Origin of the sequence: Nocardia terpenica (genome assembly GCF_013186535.1) — a bacterium.
Lineage (GTDB): Bacteria > Actinomycetota > Actinomycetes > Mycobacteriales > Mycobacteriaceae > Nocardia > Nocardia terpenica.
This window is the reverse complement of the sequence record NZ_JABMCZ010000003.1, coordinates 1,379,226-1,400,941: the sequence shown is the minus strand read 5'-3', so window position 1 is coordinate 1,400,941 and position 21,716 is coordinate 1,379,226. Positions and strand designations below refer to the sequence as shown.

At 71.3% G+C, this 21,716-nt stretch carries 18 protein-coding genes; 8 read left to right on the top strand and 10 right to left on the bottom strand.

Features of this window, described 5'->3' with window-relative positions; all coding sequences use genetic code 11:
* Positions 1-28 precede the first annotated feature (28 nt).
* Positions 29-496, bottom strand: coding sequence for a MarR family winged helix-turn-helix transcriptional regulator (locus HPY32_RS28040; protein WP_231951265.1), 468 nt, complete (start codon positions 494-496; stop codon positions 29-31).
* A gap of 19 nt (positions 497-515) precedes the next feature.
* Entirely contained in the window at positions 516-938 is a 423-nt protein-coding gene (locus HPY32_RS28035) for an SRPBCC family protein (RefSeq protein WP_067577251.1), read from the bottom strand.
* Positions 939-1,022: 84 nt separating this feature from the next.
* On the opposite strand from HPY32_RS28035, the gene HPY32_RS28030 reads away from it, so the two are divergent.
* A complete protein-coding gene (locus HPY32_RS28030; RefSeq protein WP_269456463.1) occupies positions 1,023-1,274 on the top strand; it encodes a mycoredoxin in 252 nt (83 codons plus the stop codon).
* 71 nt (positions 1,275-1,345) lie between these two features.
* On the opposite strand, the gene nudC is transcribed toward HPY32_RS28030, so the two are convergent.
* Positions 1,346-2,260, bottom strand: a complete 915-nt coding sequence (nudC, locus tag HPY32_RS44900; RefSeq protein ID WP_067577249.1) for an NAD(+) diphosphatase — start codon at positions 2,258-2,260, stop codon at positions 1,346-1,348.
* Positions 2,261-2,283: 23 nt separating this feature from the next.
* Positions 2,284-3,363: a potassium channel family protein gene (locus HPY32_RS44895; RefSeq protein WP_067577247.1), complete on the bottom strand. Its 1,080-nt coding sequence runs from the start codon at positions 3,361-3,363 to the stop codon at positions 2,284-2,286.
* A gap of 146 nt (positions 3,364-3,509) precedes the next feature.
* Between HPY32_RS44895 and HPY32_RS28015 the strand changes: the two genes are divergently transcribed.
* A complete protein-coding gene (locus tag HPY32_RS28015) occupies positions 3,510-3,899 on the top strand; it encodes a DoxX family protein (RefSeq protein ID WP_067577245.1) in 390 nt (129 codons plus the stop codon).
* Positions 3,900-4,465: 566 nt separating this feature from the next.
* On the opposite strand, the gene HPY32_RS28010 is transcribed toward HPY32_RS28015, so the two are convergent.
* Both HPY32_RS28010 and HPY32_RS28005 read right to left on the bottom strand, forming a co-directional pair.
* A complete protein-coding gene (locus tag HPY32_RS28010; protein WP_067577243.1) occupies positions 4,466-7,984 on the bottom strand; it encodes an ATP-dependent helicase in 3,519 nt (1,172 codons plus the stop codon).
* Positions 7,985-8,204: 220 nt separating this feature from the next.
* Positions 8,205-11,993, bottom strand: a complete 3,789-nt coding sequence (locus HPY32_RS28005) for an ATP-dependent helicase (RefSeq protein WP_444939662.1) — start codon at positions 11,991-11,993, stop codon at positions 8,205-8,207.
* Positions 11,994-12,134: 141 nt separating this feature from the next.
* Between HPY32_RS28005 and HPY32_RS28000 the strand changes: the two genes are divergently transcribed.
* Genes HPY32_RS28000 through HPY32_RS27985 form a run of 4 tightly spaced genes read left to right on the top strand, consistent with a single transcriptional unit; the run spans position 12,135 to position 15,733 of the window.
* Positions 12,135-12,896 (top strand): alpha/beta fold hydrolase, encoded by a 762-nt coding sequence (locus HPY32_RS28000; RefSeq protein WP_067584154.1) that lies wholly within the window; start codon positions 12,135-12,137, stop codon positions 12,894-12,896.
* Positions 12,897-13,190 carry an MGMT family protein gene (locus HPY32_RS27995; protein ID WP_067577241.1) on the top strand — a complete coding sequence of 98 codons (294 nt, stop codon included), beginning with the start codon at positions 12,897-12,899 and terminating at the stop codon, positions 13,188-13,190. It abuts the gene before it with no gap.
* A 23-nt stretch (positions 13,191-13,213) separates the two neighbouring features.
* Positions 13,214-13,948, top strand: a complete 735-nt coding sequence (locus HPY32_RS27990) for a VOC family protein (RefSeq protein WP_171983078.1) — start codon at positions 13,214-13,216, stop codon at positions 13,946-13,948.
* A gap of 48 nt (positions 13,949-13,996) precedes the next feature.
* The gene (locus HPY32_RS27985) at positions 13,997-15,733 is read left to right on the top strand and encodes an NTP transferase domain-containing protein (protein WP_082870452.1); all 1,737 of its coding nucleotides are present in this window, start codon (positions 13,997-13,999) and stop codon (positions 15,731-15,733) included.
* 18 nt (positions 15,734-15,751) lie between these two features.
* Here the strand turns inward: HPY32_RS27985 and HPY32_RS27980 are convergent, their stop codons facing one another.
* Complete coding sequence (locus tag HPY32_RS27980; RefSeq protein ID WP_067577235.1) at positions 15,752-16,186, bottom strand: YdeI/OmpD-associated family protein; 435 nt, start codon at positions 16,184-16,186, stop codon at positions 15,752-15,754.
* A gap of 5 nt (positions 16,187-16,191) precedes the next feature.
* Positions 16,192-16,620 (bottom strand): hypothetical protein, encoded by a 429-nt coding sequence (locus tag HPY32_RS27975; protein WP_156673771.1) that lies wholly within the window; start codon positions 16,618-16,620, stop codon positions 16,192-16,194.
* A gap of 178 nt (positions 16,621-16,798) precedes the next feature.
* Between HPY32_RS27975 and HPY32_RS27970 the strand changes: the two genes are divergently transcribed.
* Positions 16,799-17,068 (top strand): hypothetical protein, encoded by a 270-nt coding sequence (locus tag HPY32_RS27970; RefSeq protein ID WP_171983077.1) that lies wholly within the window; start codon positions 16,799-16,801, stop codon positions 17,066-17,068.
* 115 nt (positions 17,069-17,183) lie between these two features.
* Here HPY32_RS27970 and casG read toward each other — a convergent pair whose 3' ends face one another.
* The gene (casG, locus tag HPY32_RS27965) at positions 17,184-18,872 is read right to left on the bottom strand and encodes a steroid-24-oyl-CoA synthetase (protein WP_067584147.1); all 1,689 of its coding nucleotides are present in this window, start codon (positions 18,870-18,872) and stop codon (positions 17,184-17,186) included.
* A gap of 146 nt (positions 18,873-19,018) precedes the next feature.
* Between casG and HPY32_RS27960 the strand changes: the two genes are divergently transcribed.
* Complete coding sequence (locus HPY32_RS27960) at positions 19,019-20,722, top strand: metallophosphoesterase (RefSeq protein ID WP_067577231.1); 1,704 nt, start codon at positions 19,019-19,021, stop codon at positions 20,720-20,722.
* 6 nt (positions 20,723-20,728) lie between these two features.
* On the opposite strand, the gene HPY32_RS27955 is transcribed toward HPY32_RS27960, so the two are convergent.
* Complete coding sequence (locus HPY32_RS27955; RefSeq protein WP_067577229.1) at positions 20,729-21,706, bottom strand: alpha/beta hydrolase; 978 nt, start codon at positions 21,704-21,706, stop codon at positions 20,729-20,731.
* Between the last annotated feature and the right edge of the window lie 10 nt (positions 21,707-21,716).

Sequence of the window (21,716 nt, the reverse complement as noted above, 5' to 3'; positions counted from 1 at the left end):
GGTCCGACACCTGCGGATCACCGCCGGGTCATCGATCGCGGAGATCGCGCAGGGCGCCGGTGAAGGCGCGGAGGCGGTCGCCGAGCGGTTCGAAGAATTCGCGGTCGCAGGTCTCGACCGCCACGATCGCCCGGTTGACCAGTGCCACACCGGCTTTCGTCGGTGCGAGGGACTTCGCGCGGCGGTCGTGCGGATGGTCGTGGCGTTCGACGAGGCCCTTGTGCTCCAGGGCGCGCAGCACCTGGGAGGTCATCATCGGGTCGGTGGCGGCGTGGGCGGCCAGGTCGCGCTGGGTGATCGGCTCGCCGCCGGGCTGGGCGAAGTAGGTCAGCGAGGCCAGCAGCACGAACTGGACGTGGGTGAGATCGAACGGTGCGAGCGCGGCACGCTGGGCGGCCTGCCAGCGGTTGGTCACCTGCCACAGCAGCAAGCCGGGACTCGCGTCGGCATCGCGGGCGAATGCACTGCGGAAACCTCCGGTCGGTTCCTCGATCACGGGCCGACCATAGCGGAGGTCACGCTCGCTGCCCTTCGGCGGCCACGACCAGTGCGTCGAGGTCGCGCTGCGCGGATTTCGCCAGGTCGCCGCCGAGCACCCGGGTCCAGAACCAGCCCAGCGGACCCTCGATCGAGATCTGCACCGAGACCTCGGTGCGGCCTTCGGACGACTCGACCTGATGCGCGAAGGCCAGCCGCGCGCCGAACAGCCGCGAGACGTCGACGAATTCGGTGTCGGTGAGTTTCGCCACCGTGAACGACACCTTCGGGCCGCCCTTCGGCTTCAGGGTGCCGGTGGCGCCGGGGCCGAACGGGCCGTCGAGCCGCACCCATTCGGTATCCGAATTCCACTCCGGCCAGGTCTGCATGTCGGCCCAGCGGGCGAAGAAGTCGGCGGGGGCGGCCGTGGAGGTGGCACGGGCGGAGGCGATCTGCGTCATGCGTTTAGTATGTGCGCATACTAAACGCCTCGCAAGCCCTCGAGCCCCGGGAACAGGGGTCACCGGTTCGCTGTTGTAGGGGCCGTGAGTGCTACCGACCTGATCATGTATTCCACGACCTGGTGCGGCTACTGCCGCCGCCTCAAGACGCAGTTGCAAGAGGCCGGGATCTCCTATACCGAGGTCGATATCGAAGAGGACCCCGCGGCAGCCGAATTCGTCGGCAGCGTCAACGGCGGCAACCACGTGGTGCCGACCGTGAAGTACGCCGACGGCTCCGTCGCCACCAATCCCTCACTGGCCCAGGTCAAGCAGGCCCTCAGCGCCATCGCCTGAGTCGGGCGAACGCCGAAACATCTCCCGGCGAAGGTCGCGACCTTCGCCGGGCATTGCTGTCGCCGGGTGGATCAGGGTGCGGGGACCCAGGATTCGATGATGGTGCGGGCGATGGAGATCGAGCCCGGGAGCATCAGGCGGGCGCCCTCGGAGCCTTGCGAACCCCAGGCGCCGCGGGTGAGGGCTTCGCGGACCTCGTCGCGGGTGAACCAGTGCGCCTCGGCGATCTCGCCGTCGGAGAAGATCAGCGGCTGCTCCGGGTCGGCCACGGCGGCGAAGCCGAGCATGAGCGAGCGCGGGAGCGGCCAGGGCTGGCTGCCGAGGTAGCCGATCTCGCGGACGTCGACGCCGACCTCCTCCTTGATCTCGCGCTCCACGCAGCGCTCCAGCGACTCCCCCGCCTCCACGAAACCGGCCAGCAGCGAGAACATGCCCTCGGGCCAGGTGTGCTGCCGGGCCAGCAGCACCCGGTCGGCCCCGTCGTGGACCAGGCAGATGACCGCGGGGTCGATGCGCGGGAACTCTTCGCGCCCATCCTCGGTGAATCGCGACCAACCGCCCTTGGCCGAGGTGGTGGGCGTGCCGTCGACGGCGCTGAAGCGGGCCTGGTCGTGCCAGTTCAGCAGGGCCATCGCGGCCGAGAACATCCCGAGGCCCAGATCGTCGAGCGGAACGCCCGCGGCGCCGATCATGCGCAGGTCCAGCAGGCGGCCCTCGATGTCGTTGTCCCGCACCGCCCACAGGTGCACGCCCGCGTCGACACCGAGGAACACCGCCTCGGGAGCCGGTTCGGCGGATAGATTCGTGGCCGGTTCCAGCAGCAGCGCGTCGTCGTCGAATCGGATCTGACCGCGTCGGTTCACCCGCAGCAGCCGGGCATTCGCCCAGCCCGCCTTCAGCGCCTGCTCGTCCGAACGGAGCTCCTCGGCGCGATCCAGCGCGGAACGCGACAGCAGCGGAACGTTTTTCAGCTGAAAACCCGACACACCACCGAGCGTATCGTCCGCTCTCACTTCTGCACGCGGCGGATGTACAGCAACTTGTCGTGTGCCTCCAGCGCGTCCACGGCGGGCTCGTCGACCCGGATCAGCGTGCCGCCGCGCACCACGCCCAGCACGATGTCGCGCAGATGCCGGGGCGAGCCGCCGACCTCGTCGGGGCCCACCTCGCGTTCGGCGATGGCGAATCCGGCCTCGGGGGTGAGCAGATCCTCGATCATGTCCACCACGCTCGGGGTCGTGGTGGCGATGCCGAGCAGCCTGCCCGCGGTCTCCGAGGACACCACCACCGAATCGGCGCCGGACTGGCGCAGCAGGTGGGTGTTCTCCGATTCCCGGATCGAGGCGATGATCTTGGCTTTCGCATTGAGCTCGCGCGCGGTCAGGGTGATCAGCACGGCGGTGTCGTCGCGATTGGCGGCGACCACGACCGCCGCCGCGTGCTGCGCCCCGGCCAGCCGCAGCACGTCTGACCGGGCCGCGGAGCCGTGCACGGTGACCAGGCCCGCGTTCGCGGCGGCCTCCAGCACGGCGTGGTCGGTGTCGACGACCACGATGTCCTGGGCGGGCACGCCGTCGCCGAGCATGGCGTCGATGGCGGTGCGCCCCTTCGTCCCGTACCCGACGACCACGGTGTGATTGCGCACCCTGTGCCTCCATCGCTGAATCTTGAACGCCTGCCGGGACCGTTCGGTCAGCACCTGCAGGGTGGTGCCGACCAGAACGATCAGGAAGAGGATCCGCAGCGGCGTGATGACGACGGTATTGATCAGCCGGGCCTGCGGGGTGAACGGGGTGATGTCGCCGTAACCGGTGGTCGACAGCGACACCGTCGAGTAATAGGCCGCGTCCAGCAGCGAGAGGTCGTCGCCCTGGGTGTCGTGGTAGCCGTCGCGGCCGAAGTATACCACCAGGGTGGCGGCGACCAGCAGGCCGACCGCGAACAGCACCCGGCGCGTGAGCGACACCCACGGGCTGATCTGGATCTCCGGGATGCGCAGGATCCCGACGAGACGGTAGTCGGGCCGATCGGTCAGTCGGGGCAGACCGAAGGAGGGGCGTTCACCGAACACCGGACCCACCGGCCCCATTCGTCCTCATCCGCGGCACAGGACGGCAGCGTACCGGCCGACGGGGCGGACGGGCGGCGCGGCGCGCGCGGGAGCTGCGGGTATGAGCAGCGCCACTGCGCCCGGCCCGCCTCGACGGACCGGCGCACGAATGAGATCGTTCACCCATGAGCACCGAGACGGCACCCTCGCACCGACGCGCCTACCTGCTGGCGGCCCTGCTGTTCGGCTCCGGCACGCTGCATTTCGCCGCGCCGAAGCCATTCGATTCGATCGTGCCGCGCGCCCTGCCCGGCCGGGCACGCACCTACACCCACCTGTCCGGGATCGCGGAACTCGGCATCGCCGCCGCCCTATCGATCCCCCGCACCCGCCGCCTCGGCGGCCTGCTCGCCGCCCTGCTGTTCATCGCCGTCTTCCCGGCCAATGTGCAGTTCACCGTCGACAGCCTGCGAAACCCGAAGGCGTCGAAGGCGATTCGAGTGATTTCCGTGCTGCGGCTGCCGCTACAGATTCCGCTGGTCACCGCGTCGCTCCGGGTTCGACGGGCGGGGTAGGTCCCGGCCAAAAGCATGCCGGGACCAGAGGGACGACGTGCCGGGACCAGAGGGGCGGCATGCCGGGAACAAAGGGCGCATGCCGAAACCGACAGGCGCATGCCGGAACTGGCGGGCGGCGCGCCGGAACTGACAGGCGCATGCCGGGACTGGCGGGCGCACGCCGGGACTGGCGGGCGCACGCCGGGACTCGCGGGCGCACGCCGGGACTCGCGGGCGCACGCCGGGACTCGCAGGCGCACGCCGGAACTCGCAGGCGCACGCCGGAACTGACGCGACATGCGAGGACCGGCACGGCACGCGAGGACCGACGCGACACGCGAGGACCGACGCGACACGCGAGGACCGACGCGACACGCGAGGACCGACGCGACACGCGAGGACCGACGCGACACGCGAGGACCGACGCGACACGCGAGGACCGACGCGACACGCGAGGACCGACGCGACACGCGAGGACCGACGCGACATGCGAGGACCGACGCGACATGCGAGGACCGACGCGACATGCGAGGACCGACGCGACATAGTGGATTCCGGCATGCTTTTGGCCGGAATCAGGTGAGTCAGTCGTCGGGCTGGGAGGTCCAGGGGTTGCCTGCGGTGCGGAGCAGGGTTTCCAGTTCCTCGAGGCCGGGGAGGGTTGGGGGGGAGATGGTGCGGCCGGTGCGGATGTAGTGGAAGGCGGCGGAGGTGCGGGCGAGCATGTCGGATTCGGGGGCGCCGGTGCGGGCGGACATGAGGCGGGCCCACGCCAGGCGGTAGACGGCCAGCTGCATGGCGACCGATTCCTCTTCCGCGCGAGTCGGTTCCGCGCCGGTCTTCCAGTCCAGCACCAGCCAGCGGCCGTCGGGTTCGGTGAACACCGCGTCCATGCGGCCCCGAATCAGGGTGCCCGCCAGGGAGGTTTCGAAGGCGACCTCGACCTCGACGGGATTGCGGTCGGCCCACGGCGAGGACAGGAACGCCTCCTGCATCCGGACCAGTTCGGCATCGTCGGCCCCGCTGTCGGCGGCGCCGGGCAGCTCGTCCAGATCCAGCAGGCGGGTCGCGCCGAACCAGCGCTGCACCCAGGCGTGGAAGGCGGTGCCCCGGCGCGCGAACGGACTCGGCGGATACGGCAGCGGACGGCGCAGCCGCGCGGCGAGTTTCGCCGGATCGGCGCGCAGCTCCACCAGCGCGGTGGCCGGAAGTTGTTCGGGCAGTTCGACTTCCCGGATGCCGTCGGTCGCGGCGAAGTGCTCGGCGAGCAGGGCGTCCACATCCTCGGCCCAACCCTCGGGATCGTCGTCCTCGGGCTCGGGAATGTCCTCTGGAGGGGAGTCCGGCTCGTCGACCTCGGATTCGCCGAACAAGGCGAGCTGCCCGGCGGGTTCGGCACCGTCCGGCTCGGGAGCGAATGTGGTTGCGCCGTCGGGGCTTTCGCGCAGGGCGTCGCGGACCAGCGCGGCGCCCTGCTGGACGGCGTCGCGGCGCTTGCCGAGCGGGTCGCGGGGCCATTCGGCGCTGGCGGGGTTGTCGGTGAAGGGGTTGACGTCGTCGGTGGACGGCGGATCGGCCCAGTCGTCGATGCGAATGGCGGTGGGGAGGGCCGAATCCGGATGTTCGGTGGCGTGCTTCAGGTCCAGCAGGAAATCGGAGGGGCCCTTCGGGGCGGCGCCGGTCTCGGCCCAGTGGTGGGCCGAAACGAACAGGGCGCGTTCGGTTCTGGTGAGCGCGACGTAGAACAGGCGGCGCTCCTCGTCCAGGCGGCGGCGGTTGAGGGCGTCCTTGTGCGCCTTGATCGCCTGCTCCAGGTCGGAGCGGTCGTAGAGGTCGGCCAGGTCCAGGACCGGGACGCCGTCGGGGGCGTCCTCGCGCTGCCGGTCGCCGCGCAGGGCGGTCGGCAGTTCGGCAAGGGCGCCGAGCCAGGTACCGGCGGCGGTGCCGGACGGGAACACCCCGCGCACCACGTGCGGAACCGCCACCACCTCCCATTCCAGGCCCTTGGCGGCATGCACGGTCAGCACCTGCACGCGGTCGCGGGCGACCTCGACCTCGCCCGGCTCCAAACCGTTCTCGACCTCCTCGGCCGCGGCAAGGAAGGCCAGCAGGCCGGGCAGCGAGGCGCGGTGATCGCTCGCGTACCCGGCGACCACCTCGGCGAAGGCGTCGAGATGTTCGCGGCCCGCGCCGCCCCCGGCCGACGCGCGCCGGGCCTGGGTCTCCACGCCGACGCCGATGGTCCGTTCCACGTCGGCGACCAGCTCTGGCAGCGACTGGCCCGCGCGCTCGCGCAGCGCCGACAGCTCACGGCTCAGGGTCACGATGCGCTGGTATCCGGCTGGCGAATACTGTTCGGCCGCACCGGGATCGGCGATGGCGTCCGCGAGCCCGGCGCGCTCGGCCGGTTCGGGCGCGACCGCCCGCAGCGCGGCCGCGAGACCCGCGGTGTCGGTAATGGCGGCGGACTCGTCGGGCGGCGGGGTGATGGACAGGTCCCGGGCCCGGCGCGCCAGCGCGGCGAGGTCGCTGATGCCGAGGCGCCAGCGCGCGCCGGTGAGGATCCGCATGGCCGCGCTCCCGGCCGCCGGGTCGGCGATCAGCCGCAGCGTGGCGACCACATCGGCCACCTCCGCCGTCGCCAGCAGCCCGCCCAGCCCGACGATCTCCACCGGTAATCCGCGCTCGCGCAACGCCTCCGCGAGCGGGGCCGCATCGGCATTGCGGCGCACCAGAACCGCCGAGGTGGGCGGTGGCGCACCCGCGTCGGCGTGCGCCTCCCATTCGGCGGCGATCCGCTCGGCCACCCATTCGCGTTCCGCGGCAACGGTTTCCAGCAGCGCCAGGGCCACCGTGCCCGCCGTGGCATCGGGGCGCGGGCGCAACGCGTCCACCGACACCCCACTCTCGGTGTGCCGCAAGGGTTCCGCCACCAGATTGGCCAGATCGAGTGCCTCCGGCGGATTGCGCCAGCTGGTCAGCAGCGGCAGGATCGGCGCGGGAACGCCTGGGGCACTGGGGAAGTCGGTGGCGAATCGGGGCAGGTTCGCGGCCGATGCGCCGCGCCAGCCGTAGATGGACTGCATCGGGTCACCGACCGCGGTGACCGCCAAGCGAGACCGGTCGGGGTCGGGCCAGCGACCGGAGTCCGGGTGCTGCTCTGCTGCTCCCGGCGGCGCGGTACCTCGGGCGCTGTCCAGGTCGCCGAAGAGGGCGGCCAGCAGGATGCGCTGGGCGTGGCCGGTGTCCTGGTATTCGTCGAGCAGGACCAGGCGGAAGCGGTCGCGTTCGGCGGCGCCGACCTCGGGGTGTTCGGCGGCGAGGCGGGCGGCCAGCGACATCTGGGCGCCGAAGTCGAGGGCGCCGCGGCGGCGCAGTTCCTCGGCCAGGCGCTGGACCAGCGGGAGCAGGGCCACCCGCTCGTGCTGCACGGCCAGCAGGCCGAGCAGTTCCCGGCTGGGGCCACCGCGCTGGCGGGGGCCCTTGGGCAGGGTGAGGATCAGCTTCTCCAGCTCGGTGTGCGCCTCGGCCAGTTGCTCGGGTTCCACCAGGTGTTCGGCGAGTTGGCCGGACAGGGCCAGCACCGCCTCGGTCACCGACACCGGTGTCCGGTCGGTATCCAGGTCGCCGTCCCACCCGGTGACCACCCGATGCGCGAGCTGCCACAGCTGGGTCTCGGTGAGCAGCGTCGCGTTCGGTTCCACCGGCAGCAACAGGCCGTGCTCGGACAGCAGCCGACCCGCGTACGAGTGATAGGTACTGATCTCCGGCTCGGCGGCGGTCAACCGCGCCCGCAACCGACCGCTCGGATCCAGCTCCCGCAGCAGTGCCGCCCCCGCCAGCCGCGCCAGCCGGGTCCGAATGCGGGTGGTCAACTGCTGCGCGGCTTTTCGAGTGAATGTCAGCCCCAGCACCGCATCGGGAGCAACCAGCCCATTGGCCACCATCCACACCACCCGAGCCGCCATCGTCTCGGTCTTCCCCGCCCCCGCCCCCGCCACGACCAACGTGGGCCCCGGCGGCGCGGCAATCACGGCAGCCTGCTCCTCCGTAGGCGGCGGCATCCCGAGCGCCTCGGCCAACTCCCCCGGCGAGATCCTCATGCCCCCACCTCGCTAACGCTCGGCGGGGGCATGAGGAACATGTCGACGCGATCTGCCGGGGAGACTATTTTGGCGCGGATGCTCGGCGGGGGCGCGAGGAGCCATGGGTATCCGGCGACTCGCTTGTTGTGGCCGGTCGTTTGTTCAAACGAACTGCGGCACAGGTGAGTTCGAGTGAGGGGTCGCCCGTCGGGGCGGGTGGCTTGTCCGTTGTTCCCGGTCATTCGTCGGTTACCTGGCGGCCGGTGTCTTGGACGGGGCAGCTGGTGGAGACCGGGCAGTGGCGGCAGCCGTCGTTGCGCATGGCCAGGTAGCTGGGGCCGCGGGTGGAGGTGGCGGCGGTGTGGATGGTGGTGCGCCATTCGGTGAGGGCTTCGGGGTCCAAAGGAGGTTGGAGGCGTTGGGTGGCTCCTTCGCGGGTGTTGGGTTTGGCCACGTAGATGAGGCGGGCGCCGCCGGGGGTGGCGGCTGGGGAGTCGTCGTCGAGGGCGCCCGCTGCGGCGGCGACCTGGTAGGTCGCCAGTTGGGCGTGGTCCTGGGCGGCCTGTTTGGAGATCGGGGTCTTGCCGGTCTTCACGTCGACGATCACGAAGCGGCCCAGGGCGTCTCGCTCGACCCGGTCGACCCGACCCCGGATGCGGACCGGGTATTCGTCGGGGTCGCGGGCGGGCAGGACGCAGTCGACGGGGACCTCCACGCCCATCTGGGTGAGCTCGTCGCGGGTGTTGCGCAGCCAGGCCAGGAAGGTGTCGAGCATGGATTCGGTGCGGCGCAGTTCCTGCCGCGAATGCCAGCTCTGCGGGCCGGTGTCGCCGGAGGCCGGATCGATCGCCTTCCACGCCCGCACCAGCGCCGCCTTCACCTGGGCCTCGGTCACCTGGCCCGCCAGCGCCTGCACCAGGGTGTGCACCAGATTGCCCTTCACCGCATGCGGGTTGTCGCCGTCGCTGCCGCCGTGGCGCTCCAGCGCCCAGCGCAGCGGGCAGGTCTTCAGCAGCTCCACCGTGGACGGGGACAGCGCGACCGGGCCCTCCTCGTCGCCCCACAGCGGCAGTTGCGAACTCGGCGCGGCGGTGCCGTACCAGTCGTCGGGATGCGCGCCGCGCACGCCCGCGCGGGCCAGCCGGGCCAGCTGCCGGGCCGCGCGCTCTCGGCGCACCGGGACGTCCTCGGGATCGCATGCGACACCGCGTAATTCGGCGATGAGCGCCTGCATGACCAGCGCCCGCCCCGGGTCGATCGGGGGTGGAATGCGGCCCGGCTCACCGGGTTCGGCCGTCGGGTCGAGTTCGGCGAGGAAGCGGGACGGCACCAGATCCCGGTCGCCGCTGACGGATTCGACGGCGGTCACCAGCAGGCTGCGCCGGGCACGGCTGCACGCGAGCAGCAGCAGGCGGCGTTCCTCGGCGAGGATGGGCGCGGCGCGGCTCACCTGTTCGCCCGGATCGGCCACGCCCGCCATGAGATCCACCAGATCCTCGACGCCCAGCAGGGTGCCGCGCGGGCGCAGATTCGGCCAGATCCCTTCCTGCACACCGGCGATGGCGACCACGTCCCACTCCCGGCCCGCCGCCGCGTGCGCGCTGACGATCGCCACGGCATCCCCGGAATCGGTGAGCGGGGCGGAATCCTGCGGAATCTCCTGCTGCTCCAGGTATTCCACGAAGCCCTCGACCGTGGCGCGCGGCAGCCGGTCGACGTAGGCCGCGGCCGCGTCGAACAGTCCCACCGCGGCATCGAGATCGCGGTCGGCCTGCATCCCGACCGCGCCGCCGCGCTCGGACTGCCCGACCCACCGCTTCTCCAGGCGCGACGCGGTCCACAGCGCCCACAGCACGTCCTCGAGCCCGGCCCCGCGCGTGCGCGCCCGCCGCGCCCGGCCGATCGCCTTCAGTACCCGCCGCAGCGGCGCGGCCTCCACCTCGGTGAGCCGATCCAGAATCGTGAAGTCCCCGACCCCGGCGATCAGATCCCGCAGCACCTCCGCCGATGAGCGGTCCAGATCGGCGAAACGCGCGGAATCGACCGTGTCGACGCCGAATTCGTCGTCGAGCGCGCTCGACCGCCGCGCCCGACGGTCCGCTGTTTCATCGTGCCGATCCGCGTCGGTCGGAGTATCCCCGCCGTCTCGCGGGTCGGTCTCGGCGGAGCCGCGGCCGCGTTCCAGCAGGGTGCGGCGGATGCCGCGGCGCAGGCGGCGCAGGCTGATCTGGTCCGCGCCGCCGAGCGGCCCGGAGAGCAGGTCCAGGGCGTCGTCGGCGGTGAAGGTGGTCGAGCCGATGATCTCCGCGCCGCCGCGCTCGCCGGACAGCAGGGCGCGCAGGGTCAGCAGCATCCAGGACGCGCCGCGGCGGCGGGCCAGCGGGACGTCCGGTTTCGGTTGCAGCACCGGGACTCCCGCGGCCAGCAGGGCGCGGCGCAGCGGCGCCAGCGACAGCGGAACCGAGCGCACGACGACCGCCATCCGCGACCACGGCACCCCGTCGGTGAGGTGGGCGCGGCGCAGCCGGTCGGCGATGAGGGCGGCCTCCTTGGCCGGGGTGGTCAGCACCCGGACCGCGAAATCCACACCCGCGCCGTCGTTTTCGTCCGGCGCACCGACCTGCGAGCGATGCGGGAAACTACCCGGCAGCCGGGCGGCGACCCGCGCCACGGCCTCGCGCACGGCGGGGGCGCAACGGTGGTTGTCGCGCAGGATGATTCGTCGTTCGTGCGGCGCGTCGGGGTCGGCGGCGAAGCGGGAGTCCGCGCCGCGGAAGGTGAATACCGCCTGATCCGGATCCCCCGCGATCACCACCGTCGCCGCGCCGCCGCCGATCGCCCGAATCAGTTGCGCCGCCAGCGGATCCAGGTGCTGGGCGTCGTCGACGAGCAGATAGCGGATGCGGTCGCGCTCGCCGTCCAGCAATCGCGGATCCAGCGCCAGCGCGTCCAGCGCCGCGCCCACCAGTTCCGCCGCGTCCAGGGCCGGGGCGCTCGCCTCCGGCGCCTCGACGCCGACCGACCAGCGCAGCAGCATCGCCTGCTCGTAGCGTTCGGCGAAGCGCCCCGCCGCCTCCCATTCCGGGCGGTCGTGCAGGCGGCCCAATTCCACCAGATCCTCGGGCCCCAGGCCGCGTTCGGTGGCGCGCAACATGAGGTCGCGCAATTGCTCGGCGAATCCGACCGTCCCCAGCCCCGGTTGCAGCCGCTGCGGCCACAATTCCTCGGCGCCGCGGGCGATATCCTCGACTTCGCCGCGCAGCATCTCGCGCAGCACCACGTCCTGCTCGGTGCCGGTCAACAGGCGCGGCGGCGGATTACCGTGCGCGGCGGCATGGGTGCGCAGCAGCGCGAAGGCGTAGGAGTGCACGGTGCGCACCAGCGGCTCCCGGGTGGCGCCGGGCACGCCGCCGATCGAAGCGGACAGCTGCCGGGTAACGGCACCACGCACCCGCAGCGCAGCCGCCTTCGAATGAGTGAGCACCAGCACCGATTCCGGATCGGCACCGGCAGCAATGCGATCGACGGCAACATCGATCAGCAGCGCGGTCTTACCCGTCCCGGGCCCACCCAGCACCTGCCAGGGCCGCCACCCCACCCTATTCCTGGCGTGCTTCCCCACCTTGTTCTCGGCATGCTCCCCCACCCTGCTCCCGGCGTGCTCCCCCACCTTGTTCCCGGCATGCTCCCCCACCCTGCTCCCGACGTGCTCCCCCACCTTGTTCCCGGCATGCTCCCCCACCCTGCTCCCGACGTGCTCCCCCACCTTGTTCCCGGCATGCTCCCCCACCCTGCTCCCGACGTGCTCCCCCACCTTGTTTCCGGCGTGCTCCCCCACCTCATTCCCGCCACGCTCCCCTACCTCATTCCCGGCATGCTCCCCCACCGTGTTCCCGGCATGCTTTTGGCCGGGAACGCCTTCGGCACCTCCGGCGAACAGCGTTCGGACGTCGGCGCCCCACTCCCGCGGGCGGGGGGCCGTCTCGCTGCGGCGCACGAGTCGCACCGCGCTATCCGATCGCATCACGGCGGCTATTTCAACAGACGGCCCCGACAGGAAATAATTTTCCGGTAGCAAACTGTGGCGGTCACACCGGCCGTATTCGTCCTGTGATAGGCATCCCATTTCGCATTGGCGGTGATCGGCGCTGCCCGGCACAATGATTCGGTGCGCGATCTCCACGTTCATCGCTTCGGCCCCGACAGCGGACCCCTGGTGCTGGCCCTGCACGGGCTGACCGGGCACGGTCGCCGCTGGGCGGCGCTGGCCACCGAGTACCTCCCCGATCTGCGTATCGTCGCGCCCGACCTCCCCGGGCACGGGCGATCGACGTCGCTGCCGCCGTGGACCTTCGAGACCGTCGTCGAGGATGTGGCGCCGCTGCTGGACGGCGAGCCCGCGGTGGTGGTCGGGCATTCGTTCGGCGGCGCCATCGGTATCCATCTCGCCCGTCGGTATCCGGAGCTCGTGCGCGCGCTGGTGCTGCTGGACCCGGCCATGGGCATGGACCCGGCGTTCATGCTGGAGATCGCCGAGAGCGTGATCGCCGAGCCGGACTACCCGGACGCGGCGGCGGCGCGCGCGGACAAGATCGGGTCCGGCTGGGCCGAGGTCGAACCCCGGCTGCTGGACGCCGAACTCGACGAGCACCTGACACCGACGCCGAACGGCCGGGTGGGGTGGCGGATGAGCACGCCCGCGATCGCGTCCTTCTGGAGCGAACTGTCCCGCGATGTCGTCGTCCCGCCCGCCGGGCTGCCGACCGTCCTGGTGCAGGCCATGAAGGCGGATATCGTGACGCCCGCGCTGCGAGCGGCACTCACCGAACGGCTCGGCCCCGCGCTGACCGTGCACGAATTCGACTGCGATCACATGGTGGCGCAGGCCCGCCCCGCCGAGACGGCCGCCGTCGTCCGGGCGGTGCTGTAGATGGCCACCACCGACGCCGAGGTCGAACGGGTCCGCGAACTGGTCGCCTCGATCCCACCCGGCCGGGTCTCCACCTACGGCGACATCGCCGCCGCCGCGGGCCTGTCCACCCCGCGCACGGTCGGCTGGATCATGCGCACCGACTCCGCGGACCTTCCCTGGCACCGCGTCCTGCGCGCGGACGGCACCCCCGCTCCGCATCTCCGCCACCGGCAGCTGCAACGCCTGGCCGAGGAGGGCTGCCCGGTGCTGGGTGACCGAGTGGACTTGGCGGCGGCACGCTTTCGGTTCTGAATATTCGGGGTTACGGTGGGCGGATGTCCACTCGGTTGGCGCGTGTGGTGTTCGAGGTGGAGCGGCCTGAGGTTGTAGGGCGGTTTTGGGCAGGGGTTTTGGGGTGGGTGGTGGCCGTCGAGGGGGCGGGGATGGTGGAGGTGGCGGGGGTCGATCCGGAGGGGGTGGAGGTGGGGTTGGCGTTCGTCGGGCGAGGGGTGCGGAAGAAGCGGGGGAAGAATCGGATTCATCTGGATGTGGGGAGTCGGTCGGCGGAACATCAACGGCGGCAGGTGGATCGGGCGCTGGCGTTGGGGGCGCGGCGGATCGACATCGGGCAGGGCGAGGTGCCGTGGGTGGTGCTGGCCGATCCGGAGGGCAACGAGTTCTGCGTGCTGGAGCCGCGGGAGCGGTATGTGGACACCGGTGCGGTGGCCGCGATCGTCGTCGACGCGCGCGATCCGGCGGGGCTGGCGCGGTTCTGGGTGACGGCCGCGGGCTGGCCGATCGTGCACGACGAGGATCGGCTCACCGGGATCCGGGCGGCGACCGGGCAGGGGCCGTGGCTGGAATTCCTGCACAGCACCGAGGAGCCACCCGATCGCGGCCGCCTGCACCTGGATCTGATCTCGTTCCCGGCCGACGACCCGGCCGAGGAGATCGCCCGCCTGTGCGCCGCGGGCGCGAAGACGCTGCCGCCCACCGATACCGCCGCCGGAACGGTGCTGGCCGATCCGGAGGCCCACCGGTTCCGACTGCTGCCTTCGAGGAGCGATTGAGCCGATCGCTACGATCGGCGCTATGTTCTCCCACCCGGGTGGCGGCTCGTGATCACCGTCGACGCGATCGTGCTCGCCGGGGGCCGGGCCACGCGAATGGGCGGGGTGGACAAACCCGGAATCGTGATCGGCGGGCAATCCATGCTGGATGCCGCGCTGTCGGCGGTGGCCTCGTGCACCCGCACGGTGGTGGTCGGCCCGCATCGGCCAGGCCTGGGCCCGCAGCTGCGGCAGGTGCAGGAGGTACCCGCCGGGTCGGGTCCGGTCGCCGCGATCGCGACCGGGCTGCGCGCGCTGGACGAATGCGATTTCCCCGCCGATCTGGTGGTGGTGCTGGCCGCCGATCTGCCGTTCCTGACCGTCGCCGCGGTCGACGAATTGATCGGGCACGCAACCGAATCCGGCGCCGACGCGGTCTTCGCCGCCGACGAGTCCGGACGGCCGCAGTATCTGGTCGGCGTGTGGCGGCGCACCGCGCTGCTGACCGGGCTGGAACGGCTGGACTCGCTGGTGAATCAGCCGATGAAGGCCCTGGTCCCGGTGGGCACGATGATGGTGCCGCTGCCCGGCGCCGCCGATTGCGACACCCCCGACGATGTGCGCCGCGCCCGCGCCAACTCCGCCCCGCTCGCCCTCGACGAGGCACGAAGCATGCTGCGCCGCAGCATATCCCGGCTTCCCGCCCGGCAGGTGACGCTGCGCTCGGCGCCCGGCGCGGCCCTGGCGGCGCCGCTGACCGCCGTCGAGGCGCTGCCGCGCTTCGACGTGTCGGCCATGGACGGTTACGCCGTCGCCGGTGACGGCCCCTGGCGGCTGCGCCACGACGTGGGTTTCGCGGGCGGTCGGCGACCGGTCGGACTGCTGGCCGGGGAGGCGGTCCGCATCGCCACCGGCGCGCACGTGCCGGAGGGCACCGGCGCGGTGGTGCGCGACGAGTTCGTCCGGGTCGATGCGGACGGGCTGCTGCATCGCCTGCCGGACAGCCCGATTCGCGACGACGTCCGCCGCCGGGGCGAGGACTGGCAGCCCGGCGACGTCATCGCCCCCGAGGGCACCCCGGTTTCCGCCGCCCTGCTGTCGGCGGCGACGGCCGCGGAGGTCGCCGCCGCCGCCGTGCGCGGGCCGGTGCGGGCGCGAATCGTGATGACCGGCGACGAGATTCGCAGCGAGGGCCCGCTGCACACCGGCCAGACCCGCGACTCCCTGGGCCCGGTCCTGCCGGATCTGCTGTCCCGGTTCGGGATTCATCCGCTGGACCGGGTGCACCTGCGCGACACCCCCAACGGGTTCGACGAAGTCCTCTCCGCCGCGGTCGATTGCGAGTTGCTGGTGATCGTCGGCGCGACCGGCGGCGGCGCGGCCGATCAGCTGCGCGATGCCCTGGACCGCACGAACGCCCGGATCCTGGTGCACCGCCTGCGATTACGGCCCGGGGGTTCCACCGTGGTCGCCGAAACCGGCGGCGGAACGGTCGTTCTGGGGCTGCCGGGCAATCCGTTCGCGGCGGTCGCGACGCTGCTGGCGCTGTCGCCCGCCATCGTGGACGGGCTGACCGGGCGTATCCCGGCGCGAAACACCGTGGGCCCGCTGCACAATGCGAGCGAAATATCCGGTCCCGTATCACGAATCGTCCCGGCCCGCGCGGTGGCCGAGGGCGGTTGGATCGGCGATCCGAATATTCGCACGGCCCATCTGGCGGGCCTGCTGCACCGCGACGGCCTGGTTGTGGTTCCGGCCGGTGCGACGGACGGGACGCGGGTCGAATTTCTGCCGCTGCCGGGGTGAGGCCGAGGCGGCTCGGTCCTAGCTCAATGCGTCGATCACGGCGGTGATCCGCCGCGTCCGTGTGTCCGGACGCTTGGCGCCGGTGACCGATCGGACGTATTCGCGGCGGCGGGAGTAGGACAGCGCGTCGAAGGCGGTGCGGAGTCCGGCGGCGGTGAGGGCCGCGGCCAGATCGTCGGGGACTTCGACTGTGCGCTCGGCGGTGTCGCGCTCGACGGTGACGACGACGGAATCACCGGCGCCCTTGCCGAGTTCGTCGCGGATGCTCTTCAGCATGCCCAGGCACGGGCCGTCGCCCATGGAGGTGATGGATCCGGTGTAGTCGAGGCCGTCGAAGGTGGCGCGCACCGGGATGCGGCCAGCGCCGCCGAGCGCGTCGATCACCTCGGCGGGGACGGGTACGTAGGCCCCGCCGCCGGGCGCGGAACGGATGGTCGCCTCGAATCGCGGCACGGGGCTCAGCCTAGCTGTAACGAGCGATGATGCTCGGCCTCCGGCACCCGCCGCATGTCGGTGCCCTTGTACAGCTGGGCCTCGACATCGGCGTCGCCCGGCCTGAACCGCCGCCAGCCACTCCCGCCGAACGGATTGGTGTAGATGGCATGTGGCTCGCCGTCGCACCACAGGTCGCCGGTCTCGATGTCGGCGCGCACGCCGCCCTGCACGACGGCCGAGACCACGCGGGCGGCGCGTTTGTCCGCGTCGGCCCACTGCGTCGGGCAGGAATAGGTCAGGGCCATGACGACGAAGCCGCCATCGATCTGGGCCCGATCGACCTGAACGCTCGGCGTGCCCGACGGCTCGGCCGCGGCCACGGCCTGTCCGAGCACGGCCGCCGTCAGCACGGCGACCCCGACAATCGCACCACTTGCCCTCGATAACCCCATCGATTCGCGATCCTTCAGCATCGGCCCCCGGAATATGTGGCGGCAGTCACAGTAGCGCGTGCTGCGAATGAATGCGCGACAAGGTGGTAGACGCTCGCTTATGCGGGCGAGCGTCACGACCATGGGAAGTCTGCGCGCCAGCCGGTGTACTCGACCCATGACACCGACGACCTGACCCGTGGGCGCGGATGATCCCGGCCAAAAGCACGCCGGGATCAAGACGGTCGGGCACGCCGGGATCAAGACGGTCGGGCACGCCGGGATCAAGACGGTCGGGCACGCCGGGATCAAGACGGTCGGGCACGCCGGGATCAAGACGGTCGGGCACGCCGGGATCAAGACGGTCGGGCACGCCGGGACCAGGACGGTTGGACACACCGGGACCAGGACGGTAGGACACGCCAGGACCAAGGCAGTTTCTCACGATCCCGGCGCGCCCCACTCATGATCCGAGCGCGCCTCCACCCATGATCCCGGCGCGCCGACTTCTCACGATCCGGCGCACCTCCACCCATGACCCCGGCGCGCCCACACCCATGATCCCGGCATGTTTTTGGCCGGGATCAAATCGTGAGGTCTCGGCGAAGTACCTTCCCGGTTGCGTTGCGGGGCAATGGTTCTGTGGTGATTCGCCAGCGGGCCGGGACCTTGAAATAGGCCAGGCGGGCGGCGACGAATGCCGTCAGGTCGGATTCGGTGAGGGCCGTCGGGTCGGCGGCGACCACGATGGCGGCGACCTGTTGGCCGAGGTCTTCGTGGGGGATGCCGAGGACGGCGGACTCCAGGACCTTCGGGTGTTCGTCGAGGACGTTCTCGATTTCGACGGGGTAGACGTTCTCCCCGCCCCGGAGGATCAGGTCGGTGCGGCGGCCGGACAGGCGCAGGCGGCCGTCCTCGAGGACGCCGAAATCGCCGGTGCGCAACCAGCGTTCGGCGTCGAAGGCCGCGGCGGTGGCGGCCTCGTCGTTCCAGTAGCCGAGCATCAGGTACGGCCCGCGCACCCAGACCTCGCCCTCCTCGCCCTCGGCGAGGACCGTGCCCTCGCCGTCGCGAATCTCGATCGCCACGCCGAAGATCGGCCGCCCCACCGTCTCCGGCTGCGCGACGAGCTCGGCGGGCGTGGCAATCGTTGCGGCCGTGCCGCATTCGGTGAGGCCGTAGCTGGTGACCACGGAACCCCGTGCGGCGGGCAGCCGTTCGCGCAACCGCCGCTGCAATACCGGCGAGGAGGGCGCGGTATTGAGCGACACCGCCGTCAGCGCGGACAGGTCGTAGCCCGACAGATCCCGCTCGAGCATTCGGCTGATCATGGTCGGGACCGCGCCCCAGTTGGTGACCCGCTCCCGTTCCACCAGGCGCAGCACCCGATCCACGTCGAACGCGCCCTGATGCATGACGACCGCGGCGCCGCTGCCCAGCCGCGGCACCACCAGATTGTGCAGGCTCGCGATGTGGAACAGCGGTGACGACAGCAGATACCGCTTCCGGTTCGGGACGGGCAGCACGAGCGGCGCGTCCGGGTCGGCCGCGCGGCGGGCGAGGTTCTCGGTGCTGGCCTCGCCGAAGCGATAGAAGTCGCTGACGGCGATCAGGCTGCGATGCGCGTGCACCACGCCCTTGGGCCGCCCGGTGGTGCCGCTGGTGTAGAGGATGACCGCCGGATCGTCCTCGTCCACGGGGACGGCGGCCGGAAGCTCCCCCGGGTGGTCGGCGATCAGCCCGGGCAGGTCGTCCGCCATGGTGAGCACCGGCACCTCGGTCCCGGTCTCGCGCCACGCCTCGGCCAGTACCGCCGCCCGCTTGGCATCGGCGATCACGACGGACGGCCGGGTGTGCTCGAGCCCGTAGGCGATCTCGCGGGCCGACCACCACCCGTTGTATCCGACCGCGATCGCGCCCAGGCACTGCGCCGCCCAGAACGTGACCACCCATTCGGGCGTGTTGGCGGCAAAGATCCCGACCCGGTCGCCCCTGCCGATCCCGTACCGCTGCGCCAGCGCCCGCGCGAGCGCCCCGACCTCCCGGGCGTGCCCGGCATAGGACAGGCGGCGCTCCGCGGTCACCAGGTAGTCGCGATCGCCCCAGGCCAGCGAGGAATCCAGCAGTTCGCGCAGGGAACGGAACCGGTGGCGCAGTACCGGCATCGAGACGCCGAGCACCGGCTCGACGGTCGTCTCGAACGGGCCGCCCGGCCCGGTCAGCTCCGCGGCGATCCGCGCGGCAAGCGCCTGCGCGTCAACGAGTTCCGGCATACATTCCATCCCGATCGGTCGCTCGTCCACGAATGGTACGCGACGATCGTTCCCGCCCTCCGGCACGCAAAGTTCACCAAGAATTTGCGGGTGCCGGGCCGATCCGAGTTGCCCCGCACCCCGGATTTGGACAAATATCCAACGACATGCCGTCGATTCGTCTGAACCCGCCCGGCGATGTCCCCGACACCGGGATTCCCGAACCGCTCGCCGCCGCCATGACCATGGCCGAACAGCACGAGTGGCACCGGGAGTACCTGCGCCGCCGCGCCGTGACGCGCCGCAACTTCCTGCGTGGTTCGGCGGCCGCCGCGGCGGTGGCGGCGGTCGGGACGTCTCCGTTCGCGGGCCGCGCCTACGCCGACGACGCCGGGCTGGCGGTGGCGGGACGGCACGTCGGATACGGCGCGGACGCGGCGGGTCAGCTTCGATTCGCCGCGCAGCTGTCCCGAAATCCCAATGGCACCAAGGTGTTCCTCGATCACGGCCCCACCCCCGCGCTGGGCGCGACGACCGAGGCGCAGGTGCGCAACCTGGTGACCCAGCTCCCCACCACCGACGGCGGCGTATTGGCGGCCGAGCAGTTCTATGTGCACGCGCCGGTGGACGGGCTGCCGGGCCGGATGCCGCACTTCTACCGGTGGCGCACCGCCGACGGCTTCACCGGTGAGATCGCCTCCGCCTGGACGGCCATGCCGACGGCGCGAGATGCCGTGCTGCCCTTCCGCTTCACGATGATGGGCGACCAGGGCACCGACGCCACCCCGACGCAACCCCCGGGCCTGGCGCCCGGCGACTACGACGACAGGTACTACAAGCCCGACAACGATCCGACCGCGCCGCACGCGGACAATGTGCTGCGCCAGATCGACGCCGCCCGACCGGATTTCCACATCCTCGCCGGTGACATCGCCTACGCCGACCCCGACGGCGCGGGCCGGACGCCGCGGTTCGCGCCCTCGGGGAGCAAGGCGCCCAAGGGTTTCGACAGGTTCAACCCGTATGTGTGGGACGCGTATCTGGGCGCGATCGAACGCAACGCCGCGAGCACGCCGTGGATGTTCGCCACCGGCAATCACGACATGGAGGCCGCCTACGACACCCACGGCTACGGCGGACACCTTGCGCGCCTGGACTTTCCGGGCAACGGCCCGGCGGGCTGCCCGTCGGCGTACTCGTTCGGCTACGGCAATGTGGCGGTGCTGTCGCTGGACGCCAATGACATCTCCTATGAGATCCGGGCCAATACCGGTTATTCCGGCGGCGCCCAGACCGGTTGGGTGGAGCGGACTCTCGCGGCCTATCGGGCGAATCCGGCCATCGACTTCATCGTCTGCTTCTTCCACCACTGCGCGTATTCGACCACCGATTCGCACGCCAGCGACGGCGGGGTGCGCGACGCCTGGTGCGCGCTGTTCGACCGCTACCGGGTGGATCTGGTGCTGCAGGGCCACAATCACGTGTTCGAGCGCACCGACCCGATCCGCGCCGGGCGGGCGACCAAGGTGGCGGGCGACAATTCCATCGTCTACCCCGACACCGACGGCACCGTCTACTACACGGTGGGCGGCGGCGGTCGGCCGCGCTACGGGTTCCAGCCCGGCTCGCCGGAGACCTATCGCGGCCACGAGGTCACCGACACCGATGTGCCCAACAGTTACGTATGGACCCCGGACGGGACCAAGAAGGCCGAGGACGCGCCCTGGTCGCGGGTGCGTTTCCGCAACTACTCCTTCATCCGGGTCGATGTGCGGCCGGGGTTCTTCGCCAGCGAGATGGATGTGGTCGCGGTCGACGAGTACGGCCGCGAATTCGACAAGGTCACCTATCGCCGCCAGGTGCGCGGCTGAGCCCGCTCACACCCCCAGCGCGGCGGCGAACACCGGCCACGAGTCGTGCACGTCGTCCTGCCAGTATGGCCAGGCGTGGGTGCCTGCCCGACTGACGGCCGTGGCCGGAATGCCCAGGGCGGCAAGACGATCCAGCAATTCCCTGGTGCACACCGCGACGATCGACTCCATGCTGCCGCCCACCGCCAGGCGGTCGGCGAGCTTCATCGGGTTGCCGCCGATGGAGGGATCGAACAGGGTGTCGTGGATGCCCGCGCCGCCGTTGCCGGACGAAACATATAGGGCCACACCGCGCAACCGGTCGGCATTGACCACCGGGTCGTGCGCGGGCCAGGCCGGATTGTCGGGGCCGCCCCACATATTGTCGGCATTGGCGCCGAAAAGCCCCAGCTGCGAATGGACGTAGGCGCGGGACGCGATATCGCTGGTGCGGGGGCAGCCGCTGTAGGAGCCGACGGCCTGGTACATGCCCGGCGCCTCGATGGCCAGGTCCAGCGCCGAGGTGGCCGACATCGACGTTCCCGCAACGGCATTGCGGCCGTTGGTCTGGAAGCGAGCCTGTAGCAGCGGCGGCAGCTCGTGCAGCAGGAAGGTGGACCACTTGTTGCGGCCCAGCACCGGATCGTCGGCCACCCAGTCGGTGTAGTAACTGGCGCGGCCGCCCATCGGCACCACCACATTCACCGGCTTGTCGGCGAAGAATCCGGCGACGTCGGTGCGGGCGGTCCAGGGGCCGCCGGTCTCGCCGCCGTCGACCGCGTTGAGCAGATACAGCGTGGGCGCGGGCCCGTCCGGATGCGAAACCCACACGGTGACAGGCTTGTTCATGGCCGCGGAGTAGACGGTCACGTTGTATTGGCGACCACCCAGCGACTGCACATCGAGAATGGCCGATCCGTCGCCGGGATCGGCGGCCGCCGCCGCGGGCATCGCGAAGGCGAATGCGGCGAACAGGACGGCCAGGCAGCGCAGCAGCCGGTGCATGAGGGGAGTA

What these genes read in the sequence shown, in the direction of transcription:
- HPY32_RS27955 (WP_067577229.1), bottom strand. Translation starts at nt 21,706, where the DNA reads ATGCACCGGCTGCTGCGCTGCCTGGCCGTCCTGTTCGCCGCATTCGCC.
- casG (WP_067584147.1), bottom strand. Translation starts at nt 18,872, where the DNA reads ATGCCGGAACTCGTTGACGCGCAGGCGCTTGCCGCGCGGATCGCCGCG.
- HPY32_RS28035 (WP_067577251.1), bottom strand. Translation starts at nt 938, where the DNA reads ATGACGCAGATCGCCTCCGCCCGTGCCACCTCCACGGCCGCCCCCGCC.
- HPY32_RS28010 (WP_067577243.1), bottom strand. Translation starts at nt 7,984, where the DNA reads ATGAGGATCTCGCCGGGGGAGTTGGCCGAGGCGCTCGGGATGCCGCCG.
- HPY32_RS28015 (WP_067577245.1), top strand. Translation starts at nt 3,510, where the DNA reads ATGAGCACCGAGACGGCACCCTCGCACCGACGCGCCTACCTGCTGGCG.
- HPY32_RS27975 (WP_156673771.1), bottom strand. Translation starts at nt 16,620, where the DNA reads ATGGGGTTATCGAGGGCAAGTGGTGCGATTGTCGGGGTCGCCGTGCTG.
- HPY32_RS44895 (WP_067577247.1), bottom strand. Translation starts at nt 3,363, where the DNA reads ATGGGGCCGGTGGGTCCGGTGTTCGGTGAACGCCCCTCCTTCGGTCTG.
- HPY32_RS27995 (WP_067577241.1), top strand. Translation starts at nt 12,897, where the DNA reads ATGGCCACCACCGACGCCGAGGTCGAACGGGTCCGCGAACTGGTCGCC.
- HPY32_RS27960 (WP_067577231.1), top strand. Translation starts at nt 19,019, where the DNA reads ATGCCGTCGATTCGTCTGAACCCGCCCGGCGATGTCCCCGACACCGGG.
- HPY32_RS27990 (WP_171983078.1), top strand. Translation starts at nt 13,214, where the DNA reads ATGTCCACTCGGTTGGCGCGTGTGGTGTTCGAGGTGGAGCGGCCTGAG.